Here is an 18669-nt window from a genome sequence, read left to right on the forward strand (position 1 = left end):
TCCGCGCTCGGTGACGATGCGCTCAGTGGCGGTGGGCCGGCGCGGCGACCCCGGCCGACTGCGCATGCAGTTGCAGCAGCGCGACCCGCGCCGCCTCGTCGGCAGGCAGGTACACCACCAGCCGATTGCCGTTGCGCGGCGCCGACCACCAGTTGACCTGCTGCAGGTGCAGTTCGCCCGCCTGCGGGTGGTGGAAGCGCTTGAGCTGGTTTTCCACCCCGCGCACCTCGCGCCGCTGCTGCCACAAGGCGTCGAACTCGGGCGAGGCGGCGCGGTAGCGCGCCAGCAGGCGCTCCCAGGCCGGCTCGCCCAGGTGCTCGCCCATGGCGGCGCGCAACAGCGCCACCATGTGCTGCAGGACGTTGTCCCGATCGGCCAGGCGGGCGCGCCAGTGCGGATTGGTGAACGCCTGGTAGACGCAGTTGCGGTCGGCGTCCGGCAGATCGGCCAGGGTCACCCCCATCAGCCGCTCGAAGGCCGGGTTGGCGCCGAGAATGTCGAAGCGCGGACTCTGCAGCATCGCCGGCCAGGGGCCGAGCTGATCGAGCAACATGCGCCCGGTGTCGGTCAACCGCTCGCACAGCGGCTGCAGTCGGGGCGCCGCATCGCCCAATCCGGCCAGCGCCAGCACGTGCCCGGTTTCCACCTCCGAGCACTGCAAGGCGCCGGCGATGGCGGTCAGCACGCGTGCGGAGGCGCGCACTGGCCGTCCCTGTTCGAGCCAGGTGTACCAGGTGACGCCGACGTCGGCGAGCGCGGCCACCTCCTCGCGGCGCAGGCCCGGCGTGCGGCGCCTGCCGGCACGCGGCAGGCCCAGCCGCGCCGGATCCAGGCTCTCGCGGCGCGCCCGCAGGAAGGCGCCGAGCGCGCGTGCGCGTTCGGCCGCCAGCGCAGCAGCGTGCGCGGCAACGGCGCCACCGTCCGCCGCGTCGGTCATGGGATTCACCCGATCACTCAACATCTTGCTGTTCTCCCTGTTCCACCGCCGCGATCCCAGCCCCAGGCAGGAAGCACCAATACCAGGATAAATAACTACTTGTACCAGTTTAAGTGGTCCGGATACTGCGCGCCATGACCACCTCCTCCGCTCCCGCCGCCGTGCCCCATTCGCTCGATCGCCTCGACCGGCAGCCGCCTGCATGCGCCTGCCCCAGCGCCTCGCCGCCGACGCTGGGCGCCTGGGGCCTGGCGATCCTGCTGCTCGGGCAGATGCTGCCGCTGATCGATTTTTCCATCATCAACGTCGCCCTGGGTTCCATCGCCCACACGCTGCACGCCTCGGCGACGGCGCTGGAACTGATCGTGGCGGTGTACGGCGTGGCGTTCGCGGTGGGCCTGGCCGCGGGCGGGCGGCTGGGCGACAACCTGGGCCGGCGCCGGGTGTTCGCCGCCGGCGTGCTGCTGTTCGCGGTGGCCTCGCTGCTGTGCGGACTGGCCGGGTCGGTGCCCGCCCTGCTCGCCGGCCGCGTGCTGCAGGGCCTGGGCGCGGCGCTGGCGGTGCCGCAGATCCTCGCCACCATCCACGTCAGCCTGCGCGGCGCGGCGCATGCGCGGGCGCTGGCGCTGTACGGCTCGCTGGGCGGAATCGCCTTCGTCATCGGCCAGGTGCTGGGCGGCACCCTGGTCACGGCCGACATCGCCGGTTCCGGCTGGCGCGCCATCTTCCTGATCAACCTGCCGTTCTGCGTGCTGGCGCTGGCGGGCCTGCGCGCGGTGCCGGAGACGCGCGCGGCGCGGCGGATGCCGCCCGACCTGGCCGGCGCCGGGTTGCTGGGGCTGTTCCTGGCCTGCCTGCTGCTGCCGCTGGCGCTCGGCCCCACCCTGCATTGGTCGGCGCCGTGCCTGGCGGTGCTGGCCGCGAGCGTGCCCTTGCTGGCGGCGCTGGCCCGCACCGAAGCCTGGCAGCAGCGCCGTGGCCGCGTGCCGCTGCTGCCGCCGGCGCTGCTGCGCCTGCCCAGCGTGCGCTTCGCGCTGCTGCTGGGCGGGGTGTTCTTCGCCTGCTGGAGCGGCTTCATGTTCGTGCTTGCGCTGACCTTGCAGTCCGGCGCCGGGCTGTCGCCGCTGCAGTCGGGCAATGCCTTCATCGTGCTCGGCGCGGCGTACTTCTGCTCGGCGCTGGTCAGCGCGCGCGGGGTGGCCCGGTTCGGGCTGCTGCCGACGTTGCTGCTGGGCTGCATGGTGCAGATGCTGGGCCTGCTCGCGCTGGCGTGGACCTTGCACACGGTGTGGCCGCATCCCGGCTGGCGCGCGCTGGCGCCGGCGACGGCGCTGATCGGCGCCGGACAGGCCTGGATCGTGGCCTGCTTCTACCGCATCGGCCTGTCGCAGGTACCGACCGAGCATGCGGGTGCGGGCAGCGCCATGCTCTCCACCGTCCTGCAGGCGGCGATGGGCCTGGGCCCGGCGGCGCTGGGCGCGGTCTACGCGCACGCGCGCGGCGGCGGCAGCCTGGCGGCGATGCAGGCGGCCCTGGGCAGTGAGTGGCTGGCGATGCTGCTGCTGGTGGCGTGCACCCTGGTCTACCGGCAGCGCCAGCGCCGCCCCGTGCAAGCCGCGGCGACCTGAACCCGGCCGCTCGCGGCACCGCCCCGGCTGCGGCGCAGGCAGGCCGGCAGCCGACGTGCCAGCGCGGGTGCCGCTATAATCGAGGACATTCATTTCGTCGCCTTCCGGCCCCGGCCGGCGGGCGTCCTGCGCCTTCCGGAGACCCCATGTCGCAATACATCTACACCATGAACGGCGTCAGCAAGACGGTGCCGCCGAAGCGCCAGATCATCAAGGACATCTCGCTGTCGTTCTTCCCGGGCGCCAAGATCGGCCTGCTCGGCCTCAACGGCGCCGGCAAGTCGACGGTGCTGAAGATCATGGCCGGCGTGGACACCGATTTCAGCGGCGAAGCGCGCCCGCAGCCGGGCATCAAGGTCGGCTACCTGGCGCAGGAGCCGGAGCTGGACCCGGCCAAGACCGTGCGCGAAGCGGTCGAGGAAGGCGTCGGCGAAGTGCTGCAGGCGCAGGCCGCGCTGGACAGGATCTACGAGGCCTATGCCGAGGAAGGCGCCGACTTCGACAAGCTCGCCGCCGAGCAGCAGCGCCTGGAGGCGATCCTCGCCGCCGGCGACGCGCACATGGTCGAGCAGCAATTGGAGATCGCCGCCGACGCGCTGCGCCTGCCGCCGTGGGACGCGGTGATCGGCCCGCTGTCCGGCGGCGAGAAGCGCCGCGTGGCGCTGTGCCGGCTGCTGCTGCAGAAGCCGGACATGCTGCTGCTCGACGAACCGACCAACCACCTGGACGCCGAGTCCGTGGAATGGCTGGAGCAGTTCCTGGCGCGCTACACCGGCACCGTGGTGGCGGTGACCCATGACCGCTACTTCCTCGACAACGCCGCCGAGTGGATCCTGGAACTGGACCGCGGCCGCGGCATCCCGTGGAAGGGCAACTACACCGACTGGCTGATGCAGAAGGAAGAGCGCCTGAAGCAGGAAGACAACCAGGAGAAGTCGCGGCAGAAGGCGATCCAGAAGGAACTGGAGTGGTCGCGGCAGAACGCCAAGGGCGGCCGCACCAAGGGCAAGGCGCGTCTGGCGCGCCTGGAAGAACTGCAGTCGGTCGATTACCAGCGCCGCAACGAGACCAACGAGATATTCATTCCGCCGGGCGAGCGCCTGGGCAACGCGGTGCTCGAGTTCAAGCACGTCACCAAGAAGTTCGGCGACCGCCTGCTGATCGACGACCTCAGCTTCCTGGTGCCGTCCGGCGCCATCGTCGGCATCATCGGCCCCAACGGCGCCGGCAAGTCGACGCTGTTCAAGATGATCATCGGCAAGGAGAAGCCGGACTCGGGCGAGATCGTGCTCGGGCCGACGGTGAAGCTGGCCTACGTGGACCAGAGCCGCGACAAGCTGGAAGGCAACCACAACGTGTTCCAGGAAGTCTCCGGCGGCCTGGACATCCTCAACATCAACGGCGTGGAGATCCAGTCGCGCGCCTACCTGGGCCGCTTCAACTTCAAGGGCCAGGACCAGCAGAAGCTGGTCGGCAGCCTGTCCGGCGGCGAACGCGGCCGCCTGCACATGGCCAAGACCCTGCTGCAGGGCGGCAACGTGCTGCTGCTCGACGAACCGTCCAACGATCTGGACATCGAGACGCTGCGCGCGCTGGAAGACGCGCTGCTGGAGTTCCCCGGCAACACCTTCGTGATCTCGCACGACCGCTGGTTCCTGGATCGCATCGCGACCCACATCCTGGCGTTCGAAGGCGACTCGCACGTGGAGTTCTTCCAGGGCAACTACCGCGAGTACGAGGCCGACAAGCGCCGCCGCATGGGCGACGACGCCGGTCCGAAGCGGCTGCGCTTCAAGGCGCTGAAGTAAGCGAGCGCGGAACGCGCAGATGCACCTTGCCACGGCCCGCGCACAGCGGGCCGTGTGCATTCGGGCGCTGCTGCGGCTCGGACTCTCTCAGGGCGCTAGACACCTGTGGGAGCGACTTCAGTCGCGACGGGCACTACCGGTAACGCCCGTCGCGACTGAAGTCGCTCCCACAAAGGGCATCGCCTGGCATTCGATCCGGCGCTACAGCTCGTAGGACAGCACGTCCTCGAAGCCGAACTTGCCGAAGTCGCGGATGCGCGACGGGTACAGCCGCCCGATCAGGTGGTCGTGCTCGTGCTGCACCACCCGCGCATGGAAGCCTTCGGCCTCGCACACCACCGCGTTGCCGTCCGGGTCCAGGCCGCGGTAGCGGATCTGCCGGTAGCGCGGGATCACCGCGCGCAGCCCGGGAATGGACAGGCAGCCTTCCCAGCCGTCCTCCAGTTCGTCGGACAGCGGCTCGATCTGCACGTTGGCCAGCGCGGTGCGCGGCACCGGCGGCGCATCGGGATAGCGCCCATTGCTGTCGAAGCCGAACACCATCAGTTGCAGGTCCACCGCGATCTGCGGCGCGGCCAGGCCGACGCCGCGCGCGGCGTCCATGGTCTCGAACATGTCGGCGACCAAAGCGCGCAGCTCCGCGCTGCCGAAATTGTCGACCGGCTGCGCGATGCGCAGCAGGCGCTGGTCGCCCATGCGGATGATGTCGCGGATCATGCCCTGCTCCTGTCGCCGAATGCCGCGCCGATTATCCGCCGACTGGCGCGCGCTTGCAGCCTGGCCATCTCGACCTGGCGGCGAGTGGCGCGGCTGCGGGTGCGGTGGGGGCTGAAGCCCATGCCTTTCAACTTGCGGCGACCGACGCGGCGCATCGCGCACCCGGCGCGACGCGCTTTTTCGTGGCGATGCTGTAGAACAACGACCTGGACTCCGCCGCGCGCAGGCAATGCACAACGATCGCCCTGGATCCTCTTTCTTCTCGCCGAGCCGGCGCGACCTGCTGCGGCTGGCCGTGCTGGCCCCGGCGGCGATCGGACTGGGCCTGCTGCCGGGCTGTTCGAATCCGCCACGTTTCGACGGCAGCTTCATCCAGCCGTGGCGCAGCCACCTGGACCTGGGCGCGCAGGACTGGCAACAGCACATGGCGCTGGCCCAGCGCCTGGGCTGCCGGCAGATCGTGGTGCAGTGGGCCGGGCTGTACGGCAGCGGCGGCGACGCGGACTGGACCCTGCCGGACAGCACGCTGCAGCTGATCTTCTCCACGGCGGCCGCCGCCGGCCTGCAGGTGCGCGTCGGCCTGCCCTACCACAGCGGTTGGTGGAAGGCGCTGCAGGCGCCGGAGCTGGCCACGCTGGATGCGTTCCTGGCGCTGACCCTGGAGCACGCGCGCGCCTATCTGCAGGCCGCGCCGTGGCGCAGGCAGGCCAACTTCGACGGCTGGTACCTGCCGTACGAACTGGAACAGTTCCACTGGGCGCAGGACGCGCGGCAGCAGCGCCTGTGCAGCTGGCTGGCAGCGCTGTGCGCTGCGGCCAGCGCCGGCACCGGGAAGGTCACCGCGATCTCCACGTATTTCAGCCGGCTGCAGACCAGCGGTTCGCTGCCGCAGCTGTGGAACCGCATCCTCGACCAGGTGCCGCTGCGGCCGATGGTGCAGGACGGCGTCGGCGTGGCCGGGCTGGACAACCTGGACGGCGTGGATCCGCTGCTGGCGGCGCTGCGCGCGCGCCAGGTCGCCTTCGACGTGGTGGTCGAACTGTTCGAGGAACTGCCCAGCTCGGCGGCCGACGGCAGCCACTTCCAGGCGCAGACCGCCGATGCCGCGCGCATCCAGAAACAGCTGGCGTGGGCGCAGCGCAGCGGCGCCGCCGGCATCTTCGCGTTCGCGCTGGACCCGTGGCTGTCGCAGGACTCGCCGCGCGCGCAGGCGCTGCGCCGGCAGTGGCGCGCCGGGCGCCCATAGCCGCCCGGCGCGCGCCTACAGGGCGCGGCCGATGATGTCGCGCAGGATCTCGCTGGTGCCGCCGAAGATGCGCAGCGCGCGCGCATCGGCCCAGGCGCGGCCGATGCCGTACTCGCTGCTGTAGCCGTACCCGCCGTGCAGCTGCAGCAGCGCGTCCAGCACCTGGCCCTGGATCTCGGTGGCGTTGAGCTTGGCCATCGCCGCGGTGGTCGCCTGCAGCCGGCCCTGCATGTGCGCGCCCAGGCACTGGTCGAGGAAACTGCGCAGCATCGCCAGCCGCGCCGCCGCGTCGGCGAGCACGAAACGGGTGTTCTGGTGGTCGATCAGGTGGCGGCCGAACGCCTTGCGCTGGCGTACGTAGGCCAGGGTCTGGTCGAGCATGCCCTCGGCCGAGGCCGCCGCGCGCAGCGCGATCGCCAGGCGTTCGGCGGCCAGTTGTTCGCCGAGGTAATCGAAGCCGCGCTGTTCTTCGCCGAGCAGGTGCGAGACCGGCACCGCCACGTCCTGGAAGAACAGCTCGCTGGTGTCCTGCGCGTGCTGGCCGATCTTGGCCATCGGCGCGCCGCGGACGACGCCGGGCAGTGCGGTGTCGACGCAGAACAGGCTCAAGCCGCGCGCGCCCAGTTCCGGCGCCACGGTCGCCACCACCACCGCCACGTCGGCGTTGCTGCCGTTGCTGATCCAGGTCTTCTGGCCGTTGAGCAGGTAGTGCTCGCCGTGGCGCACGGCGCGGGTGCGGATCGCCTTGAGGTCGCTGCCGGCGCCGGGCTCGGTCATCGCGATCGCGCCGATCGCCTCGCCGCGCGCCATCTTCGGCAACCATGCCGTGCGCACCGCGTCGCTGCCGTACTGCATCAGGTACGGCGCGACCATGTCCGAATGGATCGAGAAGCCGATGCCGAGGAAATTCGCCCGCGCCAGTTCCTCGATCACGCAGGCGGCATGCACGGCGTCGCCGCCCAGGCCGTAGGGCTCGGGCAGCTGGCAGTTGAGCAGGCCGGCCGCGCCGGCCGCACGCCACAGCGCGCGCGGGGTGATGCCGTCGCGCTCCCACTGCGCGTAGTGCGGGGCGATCTGGCTGTCGATGAAACGCCGCACCTGCGCACGGAACAGGGTGTGGTCTTCGCGGAACACGGGGCGCTCGCGCATGGCTCAGCGACCGACCGGATCGGTGCCGCTGAGCTGGCCCTGCAGCACCGGCGCGCTGCCGCTGCCGCTCAGGAACAGGCTGTAGTGGTCGCCGGGCTGCAGCGACGGCAGCGCCAGCGGCGCGCTGTCCTTGCTGCCGCACGTGGCGACCAGGCGGGCCTTGACCGGGTTGATCGCGCGCGCGCTGCTGGCGCCCGCGGCGACGGCCGGGAACACCACCGCGCCGCCGTCGGCGATCGCCAGCCGCGCCTGGCCGCAGCCGCCGGCCAGGTTGTAGAAGCGGATCTCGGCCTTGAGCGCATCGCTGCTGCCGCCGCCATCGGCCAGCACCGCCAGCGGTCGCGACGGCGCGGCCGGGTCCAGCACCAGGGTGGTGAAGCTGCCGGCGGCGACCTGCGCCTGCTCGCGCGCCTTGCCGGCCACGCGCAGCGCGAACGGCTTGCCGCCTTCGACGATGGCGTAGCGGGTGGCGCGGCTGGCCGGGCCGATGCGCTGTGCAGCGCCATTGCCGATGCCGACCTCGAGCGCGGCATCGCCCGGGTTGAGCACGCGCACGAACGCCGAACCGGCCGGCGGGCGCGCGGCGTACAGCTGCGCGAGGCGGCCTTCCGCGGCGTCCTGTTGGGCGGTGGCGGCCAGTGGCGCGAGCGCGGCGGCGGCAAGCAATGCGAGCATCCATTTCATCGTGGCGTTTCCTGGCTGCGGAGCATGCGCGCCATGGCATAGCGCTGCTCCAGTTGTTTGCGATCGACCTTGTCGCTGTTGCCGGTGGGCAACGCGTCCACGGCGATCAGTTCGGAGGGAATCATGTAGGCCGGCACGCGGCGAGCGAGTTGCCGCTTCCAGTCCCGCAGCGCATCCGGCAGCGGCCGTACCGCGCCGACGCCCGGCACCGACAGTTCGACGAAGCCGATCATCCGCACCAGGCTGCCATCGGGCCGGCGCAGCACCACGGCGGCACCGGCGACCACGCCGTCCAGGGTCGACAGCGCCGCATCCACTTCGGCCAGTTCGATGCGGTAGCCGTTGAGCTTGATCTGGTCGTCCCTGCGGCCGCGGAAGTAGAACCGTCCCTGCGCATCGACCTCGCCCAGGTCGCCGCTGCGGTAGGCGCGCTTGCCGTCGTGCTCGAACAGCACGCCCTGGTCGAGGTCGGGGCGGTCCAGATAGCCGCGCATCACGTGATCGCCGGCCATGCAGATCTCGCCGGCGTCGAGGAATACCTCGGCATACGGCTTGGCCACGCCGATCGGGAACGGGTTGGGTGCGGCCGCGCGCAGTGCGGCATCGATCTCCACCCAGGTGGTGGAACAGGTCGCTTCGGTCGGGCCGTAGGAGTTGACGATGCGCGCCTGCGGGAAGCGCGCCCACAGTTCTTCGGCCACGCGCGGGGTCAGCGACTCGGCGCCGAACACGAACACCTGCAGCGCGGGCAGGCGCTCGGCGCTGAAGCGCGGATTGAGCAGCTGCTGGCGCACGAACGAGGGCGTGGACGCCCACACCGCCACATCGGACTGGCGCAGATGGTCGACGAAACGGTCGCTGTCGGCGATCACCTCGCGCGGGCACAGCACGCAGCACCCGCCCAGGCCGAGCGCGCCGCACAGGTCGAACAGCGAGAAATCGAAGTTGAACAGCATCTGGTTGAGGAACGCCGGCGCCGGCCCCAGCGCCAGGCAGTCGCGGATCCAGCCGGCGAACAGGGCCACGCTGTCGCGGCCGATCTGCACGCCCTTGGGATCGCCGGTGCTGCCGGAGGTGAACATGATGTAGGCCAGCTCCGGCACCGCCAGCGCGCGCGCGTGGTCGGCACCAGCGCCGAACGCATCGGTGGCGGCGTCGTAGACCGCGGCGGCATGCACCAGCGCGACGATGCGCTGCAGCCGCGCCGGTGGATTGATGGTGTCCACCGGCACGTAGGTCACGCCCAGTTGCAGGCAGCCGAGCATGGCCACCACGAAGGCGGCCTGCTTGTGGCCCCAGATCACCAGCGCATGGCCTGGCTGCACGCCGGCCTGCTGCGCGCGGGCGACCCAGTGCTGCGTGGCCTGGTACACCCCGGCCCAGTCCAGCACGCCATCGGCATCGCGCAGCGCGGGCGCCTGCGCGGCGCGTTCGCACTCGACGAAACGGCATCGCTCGAAATCAAAGCGCATGCATGCGGCTCCTGGCGCGGTCCACGCTCAGCGCCGGTGCGCGGCGACGTAGTCGGCCAGCACCTGCACCGATTCGACCAGCGTGTCGATCTCGTCGATCGGCAGGGTCACGCCGAGACGGTCCTTGACCTCGACCATCAGCTGCACCTTGGACATCGAATCGAACAGCGATTCCATGTATTCGTCGGGCTGCACGCGGGTGCCGATCACGCTCTCGACGATGTCGCCCAGCTGGGCCTGGAGGGTCTGCATGTCCATGGGATTCACCTTGTCAGAACTGGAAATAGAGGAAACGCGATGCCTTGTGCAGGCTCGACAGGCACAGCGCGAGCAGCGACAGCATCGCCAGCAACCACGGCAGGTTCGGCTGCCAGCGCATCCACGCGCGCGGCGCCGGGCTCGGCTTGCTCAGCGCGGGCGAATACACGCCCATGATCTGGTGCGCGTTCGGCGCCAGCCATACGATCGCCAGCAGCAGCGCGATGTACAGCAACTGCACGTGGTGGCCGATCAGCAGGCGCCAGGCATCGCCCAGGCCCATGCCGGCGACAGGGCCGAGGCCGTGCAGGCTTTCCGCGCCGCGCAGGCCGGCCATGCCCTGCACCAATCGCCATGCATCGCCCACGCCGTCGGCGCGGAAGAACGCCTGCGCCACCAGCACCGCGGCGAAGGTCAGCAACAGGCAACCGACATGCTGCAGCGGATTGAACCTGCGCAGCGCCGCCGGCGTGCGGCCGACGACGAAGATGCGCCAGGCATGGTTGATCGCCAGGTAGGCGGCATGCAGCAGGCCGAAGATCAGGAACTGCAGGCCGGCGCCATGCCAGATGCCGGCCAGGCCCATCGCCCACACCGTGGGCAGCACGATCAACGACAGGAAGCCGCCCGCCGAGGCCACCGCGGCCGGGCCGCCGGCGCGCCCGTGGCGGCTGCGCCAGCGCGTCACCGCCATCGCCACCGGGTAGTACAGGTAGGCGGTGATGTAGCGGGTCAGGGTCATGTGCCAGCGCGACCAGAAATCGATCACGCTGGTCGCCTTGTACGGCGAGTTGAAGTTGAGCGGGAAGCGGATGCCGAACATCCGCGCCAGCCCCAGCGCCATGTCCGAGTAGCCGGAAAAATCGAAATACAGCTGCAGCGCGTAGCTCAACGCCGTGGCCCATGCGCCCCAGAACTGCAGCTCGCCGGTGCTGGCGAAACCGGCGTCGGCGTGCGGCGCGATGCTGTCGGCCAGCAGCACCTTCTTGGCCAGGCCGATCACGAACAGCATGCCGCCGACCGACAGGTTGTCGGCGTGGAAACGGTAGGTCTCGCGCCTGCTGAACTGCGGCATCATTTCCTTGTGGTGGAGGATGGGGCCGGCGATCAGGTGCGGGAAGAAGGTCACGAACAACACGTAGCTGAGCGGGCTGCGGTCGTTGACCAGACCGGCGCGGCAGTCGAGCAGGTAGCCGATCTGGGTGAAGGTGAAGAAGGAAATGCCCAGCGGCAGGATCAACGCATCCAGCGGGCCGACGTTGAGCCCCAGGTCGTGGGCGAAGGTGACCATCGCCGCGACGTACTTGTAGTGCACCAGCAACGCCAGGTCGGCGGCCACGCCCAGCGCGACGACCAGCAGTTGCAGCCGTGGCCGCGTCCCCAGCGCCAGCACGAGCAGGCTGACCAGGTAATTGAACGCGATCGAGCCGAGCAACAGCACCACGAACTGCGGATTCCACCAGCCGTAGAACACGATCGAGGCCACGCACAGCCACAGCGCGGCCAGGCGCGGTTGCAGCGCACCGAGCAGGTAGTGCACGCCCAGCGCGATCGGCAGGAACATCAGCAGGAACAGGAAGGAATTGAACAGCATCGTCGGTCGGCGCTCAGTCGATCCCGGCCAAGGCCGCCTGCTCGCCCTCGGTCAGCGGCAGGGACAGGGCCATTTCGGAGAATTCCCAGATCACCAGCTTCAGGCTCGGCGGCCAGTGCGCGCGCTGCGGCCAGGCCGCCAGCAGCGCGCCGGAGAACTGGCCGCCGTCCAGGCTCTGGTTCCACACTTCGCGGCCCAGGGCATTGCCCAGGCGCTCGGCGAACAGGCTGCGGCGTCCGTTGGAGCTGCCCAGCAGCAATACCTCCACCGGCGGCGTGTCATCCAACAAGCCGCCGCTGCGCAGCGGTGCGATGGTCTGCTGCGGTTCGCGATCCAGTGCCGGGCGCCAGGCCGGCGGCGCATGCTCCAGCCCGGCCAGCACGATCAGGTCGCCCATCCGCGGCGTCGGCGCACCGGGCGCGCCGACCGCGAACGCCTGCCCGCCGCGCCCGCCGAGCAGCGGCAGCGCGGAGGTGGCCACCGCGTCGGCGGCGCGCTGCGCGCCGATGCGGTTCATGTGCACGTCGGTGCGGAAGAACACCGGCGCCTGCCCTGCCTGCAGTACCGGCAGCAGATCGGTCGAGGCCACGCCCGCGGCGGCCAGCGCCTGTTGCCACTGCCCCAGCCGCGCGCGCATCGGCGCCGAATGGTGCAGGCCGCAGGTATGCGCCTGCTCGATCCGCGATTTGTCCGGCACCACCACCACCAGCAGGTGCACGCCCTGCGCCTGCAGTTGCCGCGACCAGTGCCGCATCAGGTGCACGCGCTGGGCCAACACCGGCGCGCCTGCGCCCGCAGGCGGACGCAGGCCATCGCGGTAGAACAACCAGTCCGGACAACCCAGCGCGACCTGCGGCCCCGGATCGCCGAGCAGCCGATAGCGCACCGCCGCGCCGACCAGGTCGGCACGCGCCTGCAGCGGCGGCTTCAATGCCGCATTGATCGCGCGGCCGGCCTCGCCATCGGCCCAGCGTGCAGGCGCCAGCGATGCCGCCGGCAGTTGGGCGTGGCCCAGCATCCGGCTTCCGCACAGCAGGCCGGCGACCAGCAATGCGGCCAACACCACGGCCGTGGCGATGTGCGCCCGCGCCGGCGCGGCCGCGGGCAGGGGCGCAGCTGCGCCGGGACGTGCACTCATCGGCTTACTGTCCCAGCGCCTTGTGCAGGCGCGCCTGCCACTGCTGCACGCTCATGATCGAGGCGTTGTCCCACTGGCCGCGCGCGTCCGGGCCCTGCCCATAGGTCGGCTCGAACATCTGCCACACCAGCACCTGCGGCTTGCGCTGCTGGAACTCGGGCGATTCCAGATACTCCAGCAGCGTCGCCCAGTGGCCGACATTGCCGGGCTTCCAGTTCACCGACACCGGGCGATCGAGCGCGTTGGACAATTTCTGCGGAAAACCGAAATACGGCTGCACCATGCTGTGCCCGGTGACGTGCACCGGTGCCGGCGCGTCGTCCAGCAGCGCCTGCTGCTCGGACTGGCGGCGCACGCTGAAGGTGTCGCGGCCGACCGCCTTGCGCTGCGCATCGGTCAGGAACAGTTCGGCCAGATCGCCGAAGCGGCGCTCCTTGATCTCGCTGCCCAGGGCCATGCCGGTGCCGTCCCGGCCCTGCAGGTGCGGCAGCTGCTGGCGGATCTGCGCGGCGACCGCCGTCGCCACCGCGTCGGCGGCCGGTTGGGTCCAATGCTGGTCGCTGCGGTAGAACACGTCCTGCCCGCCCTGCTTGACCTGGCGCAGCACCTGCAGCGCATCCACCGCCGGCACCTGCGCCGTCACCAGACCGGTGCGGACCAGCGCATAGCGGCCGCGTACGGCATCGCTCATGCGCTTGCCGTCGGGCAGCTTGTCCTCGTAGAACAGCGCCTTGTCCGGCAGCACCACGACCTCCAGCGCGATCCCGGCCGCGGCCAGCGCCGCGCGCGCCTCGGCGATCAACGCGGTGTTGCGCCCGATCGCGGCGCCATCGACCTCGCTCAGGCTGCCCCATGCAGGGAACAACCAGCCGTCCTTGCCGACCATCACGATCGAGGACTCCTGCGCCGCGCTGGCGCTGGCGCTGGCGCTGGCTGTGGCAGTTGGCGCCTGCGCCAGCACCGGCGCGGCGGCGAAGGCGCACAGCAGGCCAAGCCACAGCGCACGGGTAGGCACGGGAACAATCGGGGCGACAGGATCGGTCATGGCAGGTGTTTGGGCAGGCATCAGTAGGAGAAGGTGGCGGTGGCGAACAGGCCCTTGGCGCGTTGGGTATCGCCACCGCCGATCGCGAAGCGGTATTGCACGCTCAGGTCCAGGTAGGACCGCGCCGCGTTGTAGCGGTCCTCGCGGAACCAGTAGCGCGCGCCGACGCCGGGACCGGCGCCGAGCGACCAGCTGCGGTCGGTGTCGGACAGGGCGAACGCCTGCTCGCCGATCAGCGGGTAGTCGATGCCGCTGACCCGCGAGCGCTGGTCGAGCCAGTCCGCGGCCACCACCAGAGACGGGGTCAGCACCCAGCGGGTCTGCTCGGCGCCGAAGCGGTAGCTGCGCCCGGCATGCAGTTCCGCGGCGGCGAACCATTGCGCGCGATGCAGGCGGCCATCGGAGGCGAGCAGGGTTTCGACCGGCGCGCCGCCGCTGTCCAGCCGATCCACGCTGAAGCGCGCGCGGTTGTCGTCCCAGCTGTAGCCGGCCTGCGCATAGCCGCTCAGCGTCCACCACTGGTTCACGTCGGTGCGCACGCCGGTGCCGTGGTAGAAGCCGTAGGTCAGGTAGGACATCCAGCCGCCGGCACCGCGGTCCAGGCGATAGCGCGCCTGCGTATTGATCTGCTGCGGCTGGTTGGAGTCGCGCTGGATGCGGCACTGGATCGCGGCCGCGTCCGGATAGACGCCGCCGTTGCGGGTGCCGCTGCCGAGGAACTGGCGGCGCTCGATGCCCGCGCTCAGGCCGGTGCGGCCGAACGCGTAGCGCACGCCGAACGAGCCGATGGTGGACGGCCAGCCGGCGCTGGAACGCGAGCGGCTCAAGCGCTCGGCACGCGCGCGTGCGTCTTCGGTGGCTTCGCCGGTGCACGGGTCCACGGCGAGCACCGATTCGAACGTGCCGCCCTCGTCGTACAGCGTGTTGGCCGCGCGCGCATATGCTTCCAGCGTGCCATGGCGGTTGTTGAGCGCCTCGGGCCGCCAGAACGCCTCCAGGGTGCTGAACACCGAATCGCCCGGGGTGCTGATCGCCGTGCCGCCCAGGTTGCTCGCGGCCTGGCGCGCACCGCGGTAGCCGGCCGCGGCGGTGATGCCCCACTCGCGCCCGAGGTTGGCGATCGAACTGCGCGTGGTGTAGCGCTGCGCCTTGTCCAGCGGCAGCGCGCCCTGGTCGGCGCGGTCGATCGCGCTGCGCAGCAGCGCCACCGCCTGCGGGTTGTCGCCGTTGGCGGCGCTGGCATAGGCCTGGTCGAGCACCACGCTGGGCGGCGCCTTGCCGGTGGCCTCGGCCGCGCGGAAATCGTCGAGCGCCTGCGCCGGTCGGCCGGCGCGCTGCTGCAGGTAGCCGCGCTGCATCAGCAGGCCGGCGTCGGCGGGACGCTGCTGCAATGCGCGGTCCAGGCGCTGCCGCGCCTGCGCGCGCTGCGCGCGGTCGCCGGCGGCCAGCGAGGTGGTGAGCAGGTTCTGCAGGCTGCCGTCGTCCGGACTCTGCAGCAGCGCCTGCTGCGCTTCGCGGATGGCGTCCTGGTAATCCTGCCGCGCGTACGCGGCATAGGCGCGCGACGCGGCGCCACCGTTGCCTTGCAGGTCGGCCGGCGTCAGTTCGCACTGGGTGCCGTAGGGCGTATCGCGGCATTGCTGGAACGGTGCCGGGTACGTCGCCAGGGTCAGCGACGCTGTCGGGCGGGCGCCGCGCAGTGCCTTCTCGCGCTGGGCGATGGCCTGGCCGATCTGCTTGCGCGCCGGTTCCTGCTCGTCGGCCAGCGGATCGGCCCGTAGCGGCTGCAACAGGCGTGCGGCACGCGCGCGGTCGCCTGCGGCGATCGCCGCATCCACCGCCAGCAGGCGCACGTTGCGCTGCTGCTGCGGATCCAGCCAGTCCTGCTGCAGGGCCGCGTCGAAATCGGCATTGGCCTGCGCGGTATGCAATTGGCGCTGGCGCAGGTACGCACGCATCACCAGTGCCACGGTATTGTCGCTGTCGCTGTCCAGGGCCGCGTCGGCGGTGGCCTCGGCGGCGACCAGTTGCCCGTCCAGCAACTGCGCGGTCATCAGCAGCAGACGGTGCGAGGCCACGTCCGGCGCATCCGCCACCGCTTGCCGGGCGAACCCGGCGGCCGCGCCGAACTCCTGCTCGATCAACGCCTGGTAGCCCTGCTGCGCCGGCCTGATCGCGCGCTGGCGGCCCAGCGCCACGCGCTTGGCCTGCAGATCGGCGACATTCGGCGCGCCCAGCTGGATCGCCGTGGCGACCGCGGCCTCGGCTTGTTCGAAGCGTTGCTGGGTTTCCAGCGCCGACACCCACAGCACCGCCCACGCGCCCTGCTGCGGCTGTTGGCGGAAGGCCTGTTCGGCCTTGTCGGCGGCCTCGGCCATGCGGTCGTCGTTGTAGGCGTCGTAGGCCTGGGTGGCGAGCGCGAAGGCGTGCCGATAGGCCTGCTCGGCGGCGCTGGGATGCGTGGTGACGCGCGGCGCGGGGGCGCCGCCGGCACGGGCGGCCGTCGCGGGTGTCGCGCTCGGCGCTGTGGCCAGGCGCTGCAGCGCCGGATCCTGCAGCCCGTCGGCGCGCGCACGGCGCGCCTGCGCGCGCGCTTCGTCGCCGCGGCCCAGCTTCTGCAGCGCGTAGATCTGCAACAGGCGCAGACGCAGCACGTCCGGGCGCAGCCGCGCCGCTTCGGCGGCCTGGCGGTTGGCCTGCTGGTAATCGCCGCGGGCGTAGGACGCATAGGCGTCCTCGGCGATGCGGTAGGCGGCGCCGGCCAACGGCAGCTGCTGCGCGTGCGCGGTGGCGCTGCCCAGGCCGAGCAGACTCAGGGCGATCATGCTGGAGAGCAGGCGGATTCTCATGCGCTCAGCTCTCCGCCAACGCTGTACTGGGGATTGGCCGCGCGGCGATGCTGCTCGCGCACGGCGGCGGCGATCGCCGCCTGGGTAGCGACGCCTTGCTTCACCAGGTGATCGCCGATGCGGCCGTCGCGTTGCGGCCTGTACTCGTCCAGCACCCGCTCGAACTGGTCGCGCGCGATCAGGCGCAGTTCCACCAGCACATCGCCCAGCAACGGCACCGCGTCGACGCGGTAGCTTTCGCCGCTGATCAGGCGCAGGCCGGCGTTGATTTCGCTTTCGCGCGCGATCGCCTGCCTGAGCACGCTCGCGTCCAGGTCGTGCAGCAGCCGCGCCTGCTCCTCTTCGGACAGCGCGTTGGAGACCGCGACCGCCACTTCGCCGGGCACGTCCGACGGCAGCGGCAGCAGCCGCCATTGCACGCAGGCCTGCACCGACAACGGGAACTGCCCGGCCTGCAGATACGCCACGTCGATCGCCGCGCGCGGCAGATCGCCCTGGAAGGCGATGGCTTCGGCCAGGGTTTCGTCGTCCAGCCAGCCCTGCGCCACCAGGATCCGGCCCAGCGGTTGCTGGCGTCCGCCCTCCTGCTGGCGCAACGCCTGCACCAGGCGCTCGGGCTCGACCGCCTCCCAGGTTGTCAGCAGTTCGCCCAGGCGCCTGCGGGTATGCACCAGCTGCGCGGCGCTGGGGAAATCGTGCATGGTCTTGTCCCACACCATGCGCTTGCCGAACAGCAGGTACAGCAGGAACAGCCGCCAGGCGCGCGCGGTGGCCATGAAGTTGATCATGTTGCCGACCACCATGCGCGGGATCGACATCAGCGCATGTTCCCAGCCGTACAGGCGGTTGACGAAGTAGAAGCGCTGCGCCACGCGCGTGGCCAGCGCGGCGGTGGTCAGCAGCGCCACGTTCATCTGCCAGGTGCCGCTCTGGAAGACGGTCGGAAACTGGGTGTCCCACGCGCCGGCGACCTTGAGCAGCCAGAACAGCAGCAGCTGCAGGAAGATCACATAGGCGAAGACGCTGACGAACGAGGTGACGATGCCCTTGCGGTCGCGCGCGAGCAGGTACTTGGTCGCCAGCGAACCGCGCCAGCCCAGCGTTTCCCAGCTCTGCAGGCCGATGCCCAGCACCCAGCGCGCCTTCTGCCGGTACGAGGCGCGGAAGTTGTCGGGAAAGTATTCGCGTACGCACAGCGCCATGTCCAGGGTGCGCTCGCGCACCGGGCCCCAGCCGAACCACGATGGGCGGCGCACGCGGAACTGCACCGGGAAGCGCGCGAAGATCGAGTGCATGCCCATCGCCGCCAGCCGCGCGCCGACATCGTAGTCCTCGGTCAGGCTGTCGGTGTTGAACGGCTGGTTGTCGCTGACCTCGCTCAGCGCCAGCAGCGCCTTGCGCGAGAAGCAGGTACCCACGCCGGCCGAGGGCACCATGCCGGACACGCTTTCGCGCACCACCAGGTCCTTGGCGTGCCATTCGGCGAATTCGTCCATGTAGACGCCGGCCACCAGCTCGTACCACTCGCGGTCCAGCGAGGTCACCGGCAACTGGATCATGTCCTTGCGCGGCAGCAGGTAGTTGAAGAAGCGCAGCTCCAGCGGGTGCAGCACGTCTTCGCTGTCGTGCAGGACCACGCCGGCGAACTCGATGTCGTTCTGCTTCTCGTACTCGAAGATCGCCAGGACCAGCCAGTTCAGGCAGTCGGCCTTGCTGGTCGGGCCGTCGTGCGGCACCTCGATGCGGCGCATGCGCTTGTAGCGGCGGCGCATGCGTTCCACTTCGGCGATGGTCTGCGCGTCGTTGGGATAGGTGCCGACGAAGACCATGTAGTCGTGGTAGTCGAGCACGTCGATCATGTTCTCGACCATCTGCCCGATCACGTCGAACTCGGCCCAGGCCGGCACCATGATCGCCAGCGTCTGTTCCGGGCGCTGCAGCAGGTCCTGCTGGGTCAGCGGCCGGTATTCGCTGCGCTGCTTGAGGATCACGCTGCGCCAGATTTCGCGCGTCCAGTACCAGGCGTCGATGAACAGGTCGTCGAGGCTGGAGATCAGGATCACCACCGCGACCACCACGGCCGCCGCCTCCAGGAAGGCGTAGTAGTTGGCCAGGTAGATGTTCCAGTACAGACCGTCCACAGG

The 18669-nt window shown here is 70.6% G+C and carries 14 protein-coding genes; 3 read left to right on the forward strand and 11 right to left on the reverse strand.

Translation table 11 applies throughout. From position 1 onward, the window contains the following. Positions 1-22 precede the first annotated feature (22 nt). Positions 23-937, reverse strand: coding sequence for a helix-turn-helix transcriptional regulator (locus tag NRY95_18115; GenBank protein UYC15598.1), 915 nt, complete (start codon positions 935-937; stop codon positions 23-25). Positions 938-1071: 134 nt separating this feature from the next. Between NRY95_18115 and NRY95_18120 the strand changes: the two genes are divergently transcribed. Next, positions 1072-2565: an MFS transporter gene (locus tag NRY95_18120; protein UYC15599.1), complete on the forward strand. Its 1494-nt coding sequence runs from the start codon at positions 1072-1074 to the stop codon at positions 2563-2565. A 146-nt stretch (positions 2566-2711) separates the two neighbouring features. Further along, positions 2712-4373 (forward strand): energy-dependent translational throttle protein EttA, encoded by a 1662-nt coding sequence (gene ettA / locus NRY95_18125; protein ID UYC15600.1) that lies wholly within the window; start codon positions 2712-2714, stop codon positions 4371-4373. A 201-nt stretch (positions 4374-4574) separates the two neighbouring features. On the opposite strand, the gene def is transcribed toward ettA, so the two are convergent. After that, positions 4575-5090 (reverse strand): peptide deformylase, encoded by a 516-nt coding sequence (gene def, locus NRY95_18130; protein ID UYC15601.1) that lies wholly within the window; start codon positions 5088-5090, stop codon positions 4575-4577. A 229-nt stretch (positions 5091-5319) separates the two neighbouring features. On the opposite strand from def, the gene NRY95_18135 reads away from it, so the two are divergent. Continuing rightward, on the forward strand, positions 5320-6336 hold the full coding sequence (locus NRY95_18135) for a DUF4434 domain-containing protein (GenBank protein ID UYC15602.1): 1017 nt from the start codon (positions 5320-5322) through the stop codon (positions 6334-6336). Between the two features lie 15 nt (positions 6337-6351). Here NRY95_18135 and NRY95_18140 read toward each other — a convergent pair whose 3' ends face one another. From NRY95_18140 to NRY95_18180, 9 genes are read right to left on the reverse strand one after another with little or no spacing between them, the layout of a single operon-like run. After that, on the reverse strand, positions 6352-7485 hold the full coding sequence (locus tag NRY95_18140; GenBank protein ID UYC15603.1) for an acyl-CoA dehydrogenase family protein: 1134 nt from the start codon (positions 7483-7485) through the stop codon (positions 6352-6354). A 3-nt stretch (positions 7486-7488) separates the two neighbouring features. After that, positions 7489-8169: an alginate O-acetyltransferase AlgF gene (locus NRY95_18145; GenBank protein ID UYC15604.1), complete on the reverse strand. Its 681-nt coding sequence runs from the start codon at positions 8167-8169 to the stop codon at positions 7489-7491. Beyond that, positions 8166-9641, reverse strand: a complete 1476-nt coding sequence (locus NRY95_18150; protein UYC15605.1) for an AMP-binding protein — start codon at positions 9639-9641, stop codon at positions 8166-8168. The genes NRY95_18145 and NRY95_18150 overlap by 4 nt, the downstream gene beginning before the upstream one ends. 27 nt (positions 9642-9668) lie before the next feature. Further along, on the reverse strand, positions 9669-9899 hold the full coding sequence (locus tag NRY95_18155) for a phosphopantetheine-binding protein (protein ID UYC15606.1): 231 nt from the start codon (positions 9897-9899) through the stop codon (positions 9669-9671). Positions 9900-9912: 13 nt separating this feature from the next. Then, positions 9913-11493 (reverse strand): MBOAT family protein, encoded by a 1581-nt coding sequence (locus tag NRY95_18160; protein ID UYC15607.1) that lies wholly within the window; start codon positions 11491-11493, stop codon positions 9913-9915. Positions 11494-11506: 13 nt separating this feature from the next. Next, on the reverse strand, positions 11507-12631 hold the full coding sequence (locus NRY95_18165; protein UYC15608.1) for a cell division protein FtsQ: 1125 nt from the start codon (positions 12629-12631) through the stop codon (positions 11507-11509). Between the two features lie 4 nt (positions 12632-12635). Continuing rightward, positions 12636-13646: a twin-arginine translocation pathway signal gene (locus NRY95_18170; GenBank protein ID UYC15609.1), complete on the reverse strand. Its 1011-nt coding sequence runs from the start codon at positions 13644-13646 to the stop codon at positions 12636-12638. A 50-nt stretch (positions 13647-13696) separates the two neighbouring features. Further along, on the reverse strand, positions 13697-16525 hold the full coding sequence (locus tag NRY95_18175) for a hypothetical protein (GenBank protein ID UYC15610.1): 2829 nt from the start codon (positions 16523-16525) through the stop codon (positions 13697-13699). Next, the gene (locus tag NRY95_18180; protein UYC15611.1) at positions 16522-18666 is read right to left on the reverse strand and encodes a glycosyl transferase family protein; all 2145 of its coding nucleotides are present in this window, start codon (positions 18664-18666) and stop codon (positions 16522-16524) included. The genes NRY95_18175 and NRY95_18180 overlap by 4 nt, the downstream gene beginning before the upstream one ends. Positions 18667-18669 lie beyond the last annotated feature (3 nt).

Origin of the sequence: Xanthomonas campestris pv. phormiicola, assembly GCA_025666215.1 — a bacterium.
GTDB classification, from domain to species: Bacteria; Pseudomonadota; Gammaproteobacteria; order Xanthomonadales; family Xanthomonadaceae; genus Xanthomonas_A; species Xanthomonas_A campestris_A.